Genomic DNA, 12,399 nt, shown 5'->3' with positions numbered 1-12,399 from the left:
TGGTAAATTCCACGCGCAGTGATTGGACCAGCAGCCCGAATGTGCCTAAGGACGCAAGGAATCAGGTAATCGATCTTGGAAGGACTCCCAGCCGAGCGGTATTATACTACTTCATAACTTATCAAAGTGAACTGGAAGCATCTCATAAATCATTAATTCTCCATACACCATTTAGTTCATATTTTTCAACAATATATTTGAGAAATGCAAAATAACTTTGGCCATTTTTCAAATCCCATGTTTCATACATGAAAGAAGTCATTAGTGTTATTTGCCCTCTTATGAAATGTGAGTTTTGTTGATAAGCTACACCTTTTATTGATTTTTCAATTCTTATATATTCATTAATAAGATCAGTAAGAATAGATCTGACAGATTCAGATGATATTGTTATTTTTGGAGTATCCACAAAACTTCACATCTTTCTATAAAGTTATCTTTTTTACAACATAATTTCATATTGCATCTAAACCAAGACACATTTAAAATTTTCAGAAATCTCTGTTAGAAGAAGTATTAAACTGAGAAATAAAGTTCTAGACTGAGTAAATAAAGTGTTAGACGCACATCCTCATTAGGAGTTGTTGTATTGAAGATTCATTTATTAGTAATTGTTGCTGTGCCGTTTTCAAATAGCACCTTAACAGGGAATGATCTTAGGGAATCTATAAATAGCATGAAGTTTTGATCATAGTGCTTTTCCTTCATTTTCACAGAGAGTGGACCGTTTTCATTCAATTTATTCATGATATAGCGCTTTGTTCCTTCTATATCATTACTTACATCTGCTGTCTCTACACTTGAAGCATTTTCCGGATTAAATTCAATACATGCAAAACCATTTCCAATAGTAACATTACTCAGGCTTAAACCAAATCTGTTGAGTATATCCTTATCAAACTCAGACAAAAAGTCTTTTTCGTTCATTTTAAGTCGGAAAGGAGCATTCGTACTGATCTTTGAAGCCATATAATGCTTTATCCACTGGAATGTCGATAATTTCAAAGTTGTATTATCCGTAGAGAATACTATGCTTTCATGTTTCTGATCTATTTGTTTTGTAAATATATGTGTTGGGAACCAATTCACGCTTGATAACCTCCTTACAATTTTTACTCTATTCACTTAATTAATAATTCTAGTCTAGCACTTTATTTCTTAAAATCTCTTATTGAAATATCAAAACTTATTTGGTGCAGGCTACCGCATTTTCGTAGGTAAAAATCTGTAATAACAAGGTCTTTAGTCTACAACTTTATTTTCTCTAAACAATCTCCACAAAAATAACGATTTCCTCCACCTACTACGCCGTATAGCCCCTTGACTTATACTCGTATACACACTTGTCTTTGTCTAATCCTACAAACCGCACTTCCCCTTTAGTGAAGTGCGGTTTGTAGTAATTTTTATCCAACAATAGCTTTGTTCTTAATCATTAGCAGAGAACGATAAATCAAAACAGCAGCTTCCGCACGAGTGCCTTCCTTGCGGGGTGCTAAAATATCTTCATTAATTCCGCTCAGTAACTTATTTTCTAACATAACAGCAGTACCATACCAAGCCCACATAGATATTTTATTGCTATCTATAAACTTAGTTAGAATATCGTTCACTTTCCGCCCATCAACTCCTAAGCTTTCATCGTACTCAAGAAGAACTCTTGAAAGAATAGTCGCCATTTCTTGTCTTGTTACTGTTGCATGAGGTTTAAATAAACCTCCACCAATACCAGTAACAAATCCTAACTTAGTGCCCGTATTAACAACACCAAAATACCAAGAAGACGGGATAACATCTGAGTAAATTTGATCTATTTTAACTTCTATTGAGGTTAATGCTCTGACAACCATAGCTGTAAACTCCGCTCTAGTTATCTTAGCATTAGGATTGAAATTTCCTTTACCATCACCAGAAACAACCCCGAGCTTGCTTAGCTCAAGAACAGCTTCCTCTGACCAATGACCTTTAGTATCAGGGAAATTAATTCCTTCACCCGATTCACCATTAGAACCACCAGAAGAGCCTGTATCTCCACCAGGAGTAGGGGTTGGTGTCGGAACAGTTGGTGTCGGAGTAGGTGATACTGGAGGCTTGGTTGGAGTTACTGGAGGGGTTGTCGGTGTTGTGGGCGTTGAAGTTTCGAACCCACCATTACCACCATTAACATTCTCAGGAGCAACTACTGCACCCGAACCATCCGCCGGCGTAACTACCTCTACCTCACTTTTCCCAATAGAAGTCTCAGAACCGTCTGGATTCGTAACCACTGCTGTCACATCATAATGATAGTTAGCACCACCCGCAACACCATATTCCGCGAATGGAAGTTTACCATTAACTGGAGTAACAGTCCCATGATCCTCTACGACACCAGTAGAGGTGTTCGTATAAGTTAATTTAAAAGTTCCATCAGCTTGTCTTGTGTAAACCCACTGAGGGTTACGCTCAACATAGTAAGCAGATGCAGTTTCAATAACTCTGAAAGTAAAAGTTACGGTACCCTCAACTGCAGGTGCCGGAGAAATAGCTACTGGGGCTACTTCGGCAATAGTAGTAACAGTCAAGGAATCGGAAACCGAAGATCCTCCATCATTACTTGCAATAACTTTATACTCATAAGATTGAGTTGGGCTTAGAGTCGTATCACGGAACGTTGTTGCTGGTCCGCTGTAAACAATAATGTCTCCATCACGCACAAGAGTATAAGATTTTGCTCCAGGGACCATGCCCCATTGCATAGATGCAGCATCCGAATAAATTCTAGCTACACGGAGGTTTTCCACTTTAGCCGGAGCTAATGTTTTGGTGGTTGCTTCAGTACTTACAGAAGCACTTTCCCCATACACATTACTTGCAGTAAGTGTATAAATATAAGTGTGGTCTGCTTCCAATACGGTATCGGTAAATGTTGTGTCTGATCCAGTGTAGACAGTGACACCATCACGTTTAACAGTATAAGTATCCGCACTAGTTATAGTATTCCAGAACAGTGATATAGAAGAAGTAGTAATACCTGCTGAACTCGCTTTAAACTGTACCACGTCTGCCGAAGGCATCTGAGGTTTCAAGTCTTCAGGGTTAGGTTTCACAGGGGTCACAATCATAGCTTCTGCGTAAGCACCTGCAGAGTTACCTATTTTTGCAACCACACGGTAAGTGTAGATTACCTGCTCCTCAAGACCAGTATCTGTATAAGAAGTGCTTATACCGCTAGCTATTTGATTTCCATTTCTGGTAATAACATAAATCTCAGCATCATCCACCGGAGTCCAATTAAATGAGGCTGAATTATATGTAGCACCTGTAACAGTGATCTTTGCGGGAGCTGGAATTATCAATAGATCGGTAGCAACCGAAAGATTTGTTTCTTGGCTAATAAGTCCAGTTTTCTTCGCTATAATATGGTACTCATAAACCGTGTTTGAAATTAAATTGTTATGAGCAAAAGATGTAGCATTACCTACATAAATAGGTGTTGTTCCATTGCCAACAAATATTTCGTAAGAAGTGGCACCTGGCACTGAATTCCAACCTAAAGTAATACTGTTATTGCTTTTGCTTGTTGATCTAAAATTAGTAACTGCATCGAGTTTATTAAGAGTGCTTACAGTTTTTATTGCTTTCTCAGATATTTCTTTCCCATCCAACAGAGCTACCACCGAGTAAGTATACGATGTATTAAGGGTTAGTCCCGAATCAACAAAGGATAACGCGGTATCTTTAGCAACAATAGTGTCATTGCGCTTCAGCACATATTCGTCTGCCCCTACTACAGAATTCCAAGACATGGTAATAGAAGATCCAGTAATATCAGAACCATCAAAATTTGCTGGAGCTGCTAGTAAGGAAAGTGTTGTCGCAGAGATTGCAGAAGGTTTTCCTACATTAGTATCCTTTACAGCAGCTACAACATAATCATACTTTGTATTTGCAGTCAAATTTGTATCTTTAAAAGATGTTCCCGTAACTGTTGTCAGTAATGAACCATTTCTCTTAATTTGATAACCTGTAACATCTAGTACGGCATTCCAGGAAAGATCTGCAGAACTTGATGTTACTTTAACTGCTAGGTTTGTAGGTGCCGATATAGGTGGGCTCCAAGGTCCAGAATCTACTGTAGTATAGCTATAGATATCGTCTACTATCTTTCTTGATTTTGGTATGACAAGAGCGTAAGCATCAGTAGATTTGAGGCCCAACTCACCATGAGTTGTAGTACCTACCCCCCATAATTCATTTTTGTTATTAACATAAAATGCATTATTGCTCCCAGCATCGAAGGAAACGATGTCTTTTCCCCAATCACTAGTACTGTATCCGTAATTAACCATTGTGCTGTAGGTATCTGAAAATGATTGCAATACCGTAGCGAGCCCTAGATTAGCAGTAGAATCTGCTTTACCTCCTCCAGAAGCCATATCCTTAAAATAACCAGGGATTCTTTCATGAATATAAGCATTTTGTGCACTATTAAAGTACCATCTATAGAGCTCATTATCAGAGGTCAAGATAAGTGCGGCACTCGAACTTATCTTTAGTAGTTTGACCGCGTTAGTAATACCAGTTAGTACTTTGTATTTATTTATATCAGTGTAGACTCTAACAGATCCGTCTTCCATAATGGCCACAGCTCCTGATGCAGTAACAACATCACGAACATTTCCCTCAAATAAAGTCCTGTAAACTCCATTTGCATTGGCTATAGACACAGATCCGTCACGATACTTAAATACCTTTCCGTCGGTATCAATTACTCCTTCCATTTCAGAAAACGCTTTTTGGTTTACATTTTTTCCAAGACCGGCTACTCTCCCACCTGAAAGCATTGCAATTGCATACCCAACACCATTCGATATTCCACCTGTTATTCCTACCACATCTTTTAACCCCGTATATACAGGGATCAAGACATCGCGAGATGGTTGGGAACCGAGTTCCAAATTGATGTTATCTCCCAAACCAAAAAGTTTACCCTCTCCGTTAATAAAGTAAGTTACACTAGCGCTGGCTCCGATCTGGGAAGGTACTTTATGTGTTATCAAATCACTGTCTGGACCTATCTCTCTTTTCACATCTATTGTGTAAGTTTGCTTTTGCGATCCGTTGATTACATCAATATCAAGTCTAGTAACTCCCACGTTTAGATACTTTGATAATGCCCCAATAGCAGGTCCAGTGTAGTCGTAAGGTGTTTCAAAAACTGGGAATCCTATTAACTTTACAGTCGAAGAAGCACTTTCAGCTATTGGTGCTATAGTTATTACTTTATAGCTATTCGGGACTGTAGCCGTGTAAGAAGTTATCCTCTTATCAAATGTTCCATTGAGAGTTACTTCAGGTGGTAATCCCAAACTTACCAAATTCAAACTTTCGGCAGCACTTACAAGGCTTCCTCCAGACAAACTACCAAATACTCCTCCCAAAAAAAGAGTTAAAGCTAAAACCATGTTTACTAGTTTCCTCACTTGTACTTCCTCCTGTGTTTTTAATTACAGACCCATACATTTACGGTCCGAGAGAACTAATTCCCTTTACTGAATATATGATTAGTATATTCAGTAAACGAAATTAGTTAGCTATCTTGATATCACCTATGGTTAACGTCTACAATAGTTGCATATATATTAGTATACTAATATACAACAATGGAAAACGCATTCACATGCTGATTCTTAATTATGCGACTAGACTTGTGGAATCAATAGACAAACTGCTGATAGATTTACAATCAAACCTACGCCTGCATACGCAATTGCTTTTGGCTTTTTATCAATGTATGTAGACTGCCAAATTCAGATTTATTTTTTTCCTTAAATGCCAAATCAATAATTAAAATTGTAACAGCTAAGGCCAACAATGAAGATAACACCTCACCGCTTGGAGAACTGAGAGCAAACCAATTATTCGTTTGTGAAACAAGCAAAATAACGAAAAGCATAGTGGACAAAATTAACATTGCCTATTTCACTTTCTTACTAAGCATAAGAAACTCCCCTTTGTTTTTCACCCTAAAACCTTGTAGAATCAACAGTCATTCTAGAACATTATTTTCTTCGTTGTCCAATGTAGCCATTCTATCGTATATTTTTTCATAACTTCAACTACAACACTTCTATTCCTGTGTCGATCCAAATCGGGCAGGATCATCATACATATATATCGGGCCTTCCCAATAATACTCACAGGGTTCACACTCTCGAGTGACATACCAGCAGCCAAGACCTTTATCAAAATCCCTTATTTCCACTTTTCCCGAACAATCGCAATCCATTTTCATTCGTGGAGGAATATACACTGGATTCTTTGTCTGTTCTACAGGCTTTTGCTTTTTTTTGAACAGCCTCCTTATTTCATTAAACATACTGTTTATGACCTCCATTTTCATTTTACAAACCTCTTCATTCGAGGTTCCTCATTATTCAAGAATATTCATTTACGACCATCGGGCATAATATCACACGGAGGTGAGCTACGCCATGAAATGTGTTTATTGTGAAAATTTGAAGCGACTAAAAGGAAGAAAACATAAATGCTACATATGTTCTATCGTTAAAGCTCGTTAACGTTATAAAACAACAATTTAATTCAAGTGGGCCCGTTACTAAACCACCTATGCACCCCAAATGCCTACTCCACATATGCTGATTTCAAACCTATTCAGAGGGAGAGATGCTTGTGGATCCACGATTGGCACAACTTCTTCAATTAACTAGTCTGTATGGAACATTGGCAAAGTTTTATGAACATATGGACCCAGAAAAACATATTTATTTCTACCAAAAGCATTTCATGTATGAAAAGCAATTGGTTCAGCTTTATTGGCAGTTACATGGGACTATGGATTGATTTAATCTAATTTCCCATAGGATCGGACAAAAAACTGTCCGGTCTTTTTGTTTTGATTCAAACAATCGTTTCTCTCACGGACGATGTTAAGCTGTTCTTCGGTCAATTCAACTGCTACTGGATCGTATGTTTGATGAAGACCACGTCGTTACTCATTGGGAGAGGCGCTATAAACTTGTAAAAATCCTCAATGTCCTTTTCATCCGGTTTGCTCAAATCGTTACGGATAATCAGTGTGGCATCTGAAATGACCAATGTGTCCAGCCAATCATCGTCCCAATCGCCACACTAGATACCATCACACAAAATTTGTTCTTGGCTTTGAATGCAATTGCGCTTACGCTCATATAAAACCCTCCCATGTATTTCTAAATGCCATTTGGACAATACTATCCTTAGAGGTGAAGGTGATGGATAAAAATCAGTTTGACGATGAAACAATCGCCCCAGGTATGAATACACATGATGAACTCGAAGAAAAAGCAACAAACAAAGAAGTACTAGAGGGCGACTCAACTTCAGTCACACGCCTTGACCGCACGCCGGAGGACTAAGGTATGTCCTCCCTCCTTTTTCCCAAGTTACTTAATATTTATCAAAAGTTGTGTGGCTATTTAAACACGTTACTTGTTAGAGTCGCATATAATTTAGTGTGCATTATTTCAAAACCTTCCTCCCCCAAAAATTCATTCATGGATATATAATTGGGGGATACATACTCTCTGACATCTCAATTCACTTACCCTCCAACCTCCAGGAGGTTTTTTTATTTCTTTGCAAGGTTACAGGCTACATAGTATTCAGACTTGAACATAAAGTTAATTGAATATCTACACGCTTTTATGACGAAACTTCATATAATAACTTTAATTACGGAGTGAAACTAAAAATGCTTTACAATATTATTTTTGGCTTCATAATTCCTTGGGTTTTAGCATCGTCCATGGTTCGAAAACAACCTATCTTATTTATTGTCATTAGTCCTGTAACGGCAATAATTTCAATAACGATCAATACAATCGGCATCTATTTTGGTTTTTGGAACTTTAAACCTACTTTCAAAAGAATTGAAACTATTTCCGATTTACCAATGGATTTAGGCTTATACGCTGTTTTAGGTTCTTTATTAATTTACACACTTTCTAAAAGAACTTTTCGACTCCACCCATTTATCATTTTTTTGATTTTCTGCTTACTCACTACTATCCTTGAATATACGGCCCTTCTATTTGGATTCGTAGCATACGGAAACGGATGGAATATAGGTTGGACATTCATTTCCTATATAATTGGGTATCTATGTGTTATAACAGCATGGATAATTGCTAAAGTGCATATTGAAGTTGTGAAGTAATACAATATTCAATATGCTGCATCGTTTGGAGTACAGCATCAATACCATATATATGGTATTAAAAATACTAACGTCATTAAAATAGCTATTCTTATAAAAAGTTTACTATATTCTCCTTGACTAAAAAGACGTCTATTTACAATTAAATCAACTATAGCTACGAACATTGCTATACCATGTAAGTACATTAAGAATTTCATCAAATAATCCCCCCTTTTAAATTCTTGTTTTACTTTCCAGATTCCCCTGCTGGTCTCCTGCAGGAGCTCGGATCAGCCGGCTGGGGGGCCCACAACCTGGTATCGCCCCTTTCAAATGAGGGTTTTAACAAGGCAATATACGAATTTTAATGTATTGTATCATATCACCAAGTAACGCGACGCTGCATCGCGGTTCGTCCAGAGCTATTAAGTATGCAACAGCTACGGAAATATTAAATGCGGATCTCCTGTTGTAACATAACCAACAATAGCTATGAGATTCATAAATGCAGACAATCCAAGTACAGAAACGATGATAATTTTTTGAAACTTAGATTTATAATTGATCTTTTTCTTAATAATTAAAAAGAGAACAATTAATGCGATAATCGTAAGTGAACCATTTACAATCCAAACACCCATTAATGGTCGCTCCTATTCATTGGTATCATCCTTAAAAGGGCTTCAATGTTAATGCACAATCCTCTAATGCCCCCTATTCACTGATTTCGTTATTCTATCCTTTTTCGAGAGCAGTTGCTCTTCATCTACTTCTTGCTAATATTTATTAATGGAGTTTGAACATTGATACATATATAGTAATATATTAATTAGTATATATACGTCAATTGTATCATATAAGGTCTAATCTTCATACCTATTAACTTGGAAATGTTATTGAATTCTTCTTGGATGAATATACATATTCGAACTTAAGATAATATATTCTACTAAATATGAAAACCTATTTAAACAAAAACTAATTATCTATTATTTTTTCTTTACAGTTGTTTTTATATTAAATTGTTTATACTAATACTTTTGTAAAACGACTTTGATATACTATCTTTATGAATTTTACTATAAAGGATGTGCACCATTTGAATGACACTCCCTCTCTATTTAAGTATTCGAATATTAATATGCCAATACATGAATCTTAAAGTGATCCACAACTCATACATAAGCTAACAGACCACAACTTCTATTCACTGATTCATTCATCCATCACAGACTCAGAAAATGAACATGGAGAATACAATTACGAACCTCTTTCAAATGTAGGTATGGTCTACATGTTCCTACATAGGAAGAATGGGAGCCGAAAGAAAAGAACCTTAATTGAGTATGCTCGAGAGCTCCTTCAGTTTTTAAGGCAGGTCATTGGGAACTCAATATCTGATATTCGTCATCTTAAACGATCGCAGATCGAGGCATACCAAGAGTGGATTGAAATTAAATACCCAAAGAAAAAAACTCAATCGAAAAAAATTGCTATTCTTTCCTCCTTTCTCACTTGGTGTTTTGATGAGAACTACTTAAAGCGAGATCTAAGTCGTGGGCTAACATGTATTATCATAGATAAGAATCAAATTCCTGATCGTGAAATATCCCCTTCTTCTCTGCAGGCAGCTATTCATTTTTATGAAAACGATCCGAAGTTCTTAAGCCTTCTGCTGCTCCTGGCCACTACAGGATTACGAATTAATGAGATCATTACACCAGACTGGAAAGACCTTTACTTCGACTCTATTAGAAAAAAATATTATGTACGAACTAATACAAAACGTGGCGGTGAACGTCATGCACATATCAAGAAATATGTATTACAAGCATTATTGGAATATCGAAAAAGACTAGGATTAAGCATTATCATCGATCCGTATGACGAAACCCCATTTTACCCGAACCGGAATGGGAAGCGTTACCTACTTACTAGCTTGTCCGCCATCGTGACGAAAAAATTGGCTGCAGCCAATCTATTGACGGAGCGAAATCAAAAAACGACAGCTCATTATTTTCGACATTATTTTGCCCGCTCCGCTTATAACAGCGGAGCTTCAGTAGATAAGATTGCTAAAACACTTGATCATTCTACGAGCCGTACTACAGAAGATAATTATCTCGCACGTGATATAAAAAAAGAAAATGATGTCAGTGAATTTGTTGATATTCCTGGTTATGAGGATAGAGACTAAATATGAGATCTAATAACAATGAACGTGAAATTGTAATCCGACATATAGTTGGTTTCTTATTGCCGATAGTTCTTAAGGGAGATAAGCTCTATGAACACAATATCTCTCTACTTTGAGACTATTATTAAAATCGAGGAAGAACAAAGAATTACACGCCAACAAATGCAAAATCATAAGATAAAAATTCTTGAACTTGTAACCAAAGAAGGTATCCATTGTCGATATACATCAAATGGGTACGAACAACAAATAGATGTACTACCCTCAATAATTAAGATTGCGTGCGATATTCACCTACAGGACCTTATAGGCTTACTAAGGGAATAGATACAGAAAGGAATTCAATTATGATTACAACTGTCCTATACATTTTCTCAGCAGCTATTGGTTTTTGGCTAGGTGGATGGATGAGCTCTATTTCAAGGCGTTATGGAAATGAAGGCATTGAATCTATATATTCTTTTCTTCTAGTGAGGGTCTTAGCTGCGTTAGCTTTCAGCAGCATTGCAATATTCATGGATCTTTCTAGTGAATGGTTCATCGCCATCCCATTCGTCACCGCTCTTCTCACAATTTCCATATGCGATTGGCGCCATTTGATTATTCCAGATAAAATTATTTTACCGGGTATTGTAATAGCTGCAGGTCTACGGATATTTATTGGCCCACTCCCATATTGGGACTATTTGCTTGCTGCATTAATTGGCGGTGGAATTTTCTACCTTATTAAAATTATTGGTGGATTTCTTATAAACGAAGACGCACTCGGCGATGGCGATATTAAACTATTATTGTTAACGGGCTTAGTACTCGGATTAAAACTCACACTGCTGTCATTCCTCATCTTCTGTTTCGTTGGCACCATTATTGGGATTTTCTTTTTAGTAATACGTCGAAAAGTACCTACCTCTACTCTACCCTTTGGGCCAATCATCTCAGGTGCTACTTTTATCAGTTATATATGGGGTTCTAATATTATTCAAAGAGTATATATTAGTCTCCTTTTCTAATTACGGATTCGAACCGGTCACGCGCCGGCTCCCTAAACTTCTTAATAAAAACGATTGATACTGATGTATTGCATGGTGTTAAGCTAACTGGCAGGAATGCGTGGAGGAAACCCCGAAATAATGAAGGGGAATTTCTTGTTAAAGGCGAGGTGGAGTTTTGAGGTTCAAATATGAACTTACCGGAAGAGGTTGGGCTAGTGGATTCATTGAAATGAACTCAAATACCTTTTATTTTGCAACAAGTTATATCACGGATGCTCTTGATGAGATGTTAAAGGCTCTGATTTTACTTAATCCAGAGCTCAGTCCATTCCCTGTTTCAAATTCACAATTTGAATGGAATGAAGAACCTGGTGGAACCGTTTGGAAATTCAGAAAGATTGATGATTTATTGCACGTTCAGATTATGTCATTTGAGAATTTGCGAAACAAAAAACAACTGGTTATTGAACTGAATGAGTCTTGTTCGATATTGGAATTTTCAGAGGCAGTAGTACAAGCGCTTGATTTATTGTTGAGTCTACATGGTAAGGAAGGCTACAAAGAAAAGTGGGTTAACTATGATTTCCCAACGAACAATTACTTAAAACTAAAGGGTTTCGTTACAAAAAAAAATTGAACTAACGAGGAACGATAGCACAACAACTAGGGAGCTGTCGCCGCGCGGTTGGGGAGTGATTGAAGACGGAGACTTTCAAAGAAAGAGCCTACGTATATTTATTGTATTGTGTTCTTCTAGATATTCGGAGCGCTTCTTATACTCATCGTATTAAATGGTGGAATCCTGCATCTTGGGTCCAGGCTAAAAATAATGTGATTGAAATAAACAATATTGCCGATGTTTTTCATAACTTACCTGATTTGATTGTTAACAGACCAGATGAATTTGATGAAAAATGGTTTTGGGATTACTTAAGAAATCGACTTCCAGAGAAATATGAATTCTATAATAAAGTTTTCAATGAAAAGATAAATGAAATTGTTCGTTCAACTAAACATTCCTGTTAAGG

14 protein-coding genes are annotated in these 12,399 nt (G+C 37.0%); 8 read left to right on the top strand and 6 right to left on the bottom strand.

What is annotated here, in order from left to right; genetic code table 11:
- Window positions 1-142: 142 nt before the first annotated feature.
- The 5 genes from BK120_RS23330 to BK120_RS23310 form a co-directional block, all read right to left on the bottom strand.
- Entirely contained in the window at window positions 143-409 is a 267-nt protein-coding gene (locus BK120_RS23330) for a hypothetical protein (RefSeq protein WP_076269908.1), read from the bottom strand.
- Between the two features lie 188 nt (window positions 410-597).
- Entirely contained in the window at window positions 598-1,089 is a 492-nt protein-coding gene (locus BK120_RS23325; RefSeq protein ID WP_076269907.1) for a hypothetical protein, read from the bottom strand.
- A gap of 317 nt (window positions 1,090-1,406) precedes the next feature.
- Window positions 1,407-5,465, bottom strand: coding sequence for an S-layer homology domain-containing protein (locus BK120_RS23320; RefSeq protein WP_076269906.1), 4,059 nt, complete (start codon window positions 5,463-5,465; stop codon window positions 1,407-1,409).
- A gap of 269 nt (window positions 5,466-5,734) precedes the next feature.
- Complete coding sequence (locus BK120_RS23315; protein WP_076269905.1) at window positions 5,735-5,956, bottom strand: hypothetical protein; 222 nt, start codon at window positions 5,954-5,956, stop codon at window positions 5,735-5,737.
- Window positions 5,957-6,112: 156 nt separating this feature from the next.
- Window positions 6,113-6,385: a hypothetical protein gene (locus tag BK120_RS23310; protein WP_076269904.1), complete on the bottom strand. Its 273-nt coding sequence runs from the start codon at window positions 6,383-6,385 to the stop codon at window positions 6,113-6,115.
- A gap of 290 nt (window positions 6,386-6,675) precedes the next feature.
- Between BK120_RS23310 and BK120_RS35490 the strand changes: the two genes are divergently transcribed.
- The 3 genes from BK120_RS35490 to BK120_RS36450 all read left to right on the top strand — a co-directional run bounded on the left by BK120_RS35490 (window position 6,676) and on the right by BK120_RS36450 (window position 8,200).
- Window positions 6,676-6,846, top strand: a complete 171-nt coding sequence (locus tag BK120_RS35490; RefSeq protein ID WP_179089878.1) for a hypothetical protein — start codon at window positions 6,676-6,678, stop codon at window positions 6,844-6,846.
- 410 nt (window positions 6,847-7,256) lie between these two features.
- Window positions 7,257-7,400 (top strand): hypothetical protein, encoded by a 144-nt coding sequence (locus BK120_RS35485; protein ID WP_179089877.1) that lies wholly within the window; start codon window positions 7,257-7,259, stop codon window positions 7,398-7,400.
- Window positions 7,401-7,735: 335 nt separating this feature from the next.
- Window positions 7,736-8,200, top strand: coding sequence for a CBO0543 family protein (locus tag BK120_RS36450; RefSeq protein WP_076269903.1), 465 nt, complete (start codon window positions 7,736-7,738; stop codon window positions 8,198-8,200).
- A 422-nt stretch (window positions 8,201-8,622) separates the two neighbouring features.
- Here the strand turns inward: BK120_RS36450 and BK120_RS23300 are convergent, their stop codons facing one another.
- The gene (locus tag BK120_RS23300) at window positions 8,623-8,823 is read right to left on the bottom strand and encodes a hypothetical protein (RefSeq protein ID WP_076269902.1); all 201 of its coding nucleotides are present in this window, start codon (window positions 8,821-8,823) and stop codon (window positions 8,623-8,625) included.
- 653 nt (window positions 8,824-9,476) lie between these two features.
- Between BK120_RS23300 and BK120_RS23295 the strand changes: the two genes are divergently transcribed.
- The 5 genes from BK120_RS23295 (at window position 9,477) to BK120_RS23275 (ending at window position 12,397) form a co-directional block, all read left to right on the top strand.
- Window positions 9,477-10,379: a tyrosine-type recombinase/integrase gene (locus BK120_RS23295; RefSeq protein ID WP_179089876.1), complete on the top strand. Its 903-nt coding sequence runs from the start codon at window positions 9,477-9,479 to the stop codon at window positions 10,377-10,379.
- Window positions 10,380-10,469: 90 nt separating this feature from the next.
- A complete protein-coding gene (locus BK120_RS36515; RefSeq protein WP_076269900.1) occupies window positions 10,470-10,706 on the top strand; it encodes a YhjD family protein in 237 nt (78 codons plus the stop codon).
- Between the two features lie 20 nt (window positions 10,707-10,726).
- Window positions 10,727-11,389 (top strand): prepilin peptidase, encoded by a 663-nt coding sequence (locus tag BK120_RS23285; protein ID WP_076269899.1) that lies wholly within the window; start codon window positions 10,727-10,729, stop codon window positions 11,387-11,389.
- Between the two features lie 157 nt (window positions 11,390-11,546).
- A complete protein-coding gene (locus BK120_RS23280; RefSeq protein WP_076269898.1) occupies window positions 11,547-12,008 on the top strand; it encodes a hypothetical protein in 462 nt (153 codons plus the stop codon).
- A gap of 59 nt (window positions 12,009-12,067) precedes the next feature.
- Entirely contained in the window at window positions 12,068-12,397 is a 330-nt protein-coding gene (locus BK120_RS23275; protein ID WP_076269897.1) for a hypothetical protein, read from the top strand.
- The last annotated feature ends 2 nt before the right edge of the window (window positions 12,398-12,399 follow it).

Origin of the sequence: Paenibacillus sp. FSL A5-0031 (assembly GCF_001956295.1) — a bacterium.
Lineage (GTDB): Bacteria > Bacillota > Bacilli > Paenibacillales > Paenibacillaceae > Pristimantibacillus.
The sequence above is the reverse complement of the archived record's forward strand: the minus strand, read 5'-3'. Positions and strand labels throughout refer to the sequence as shown.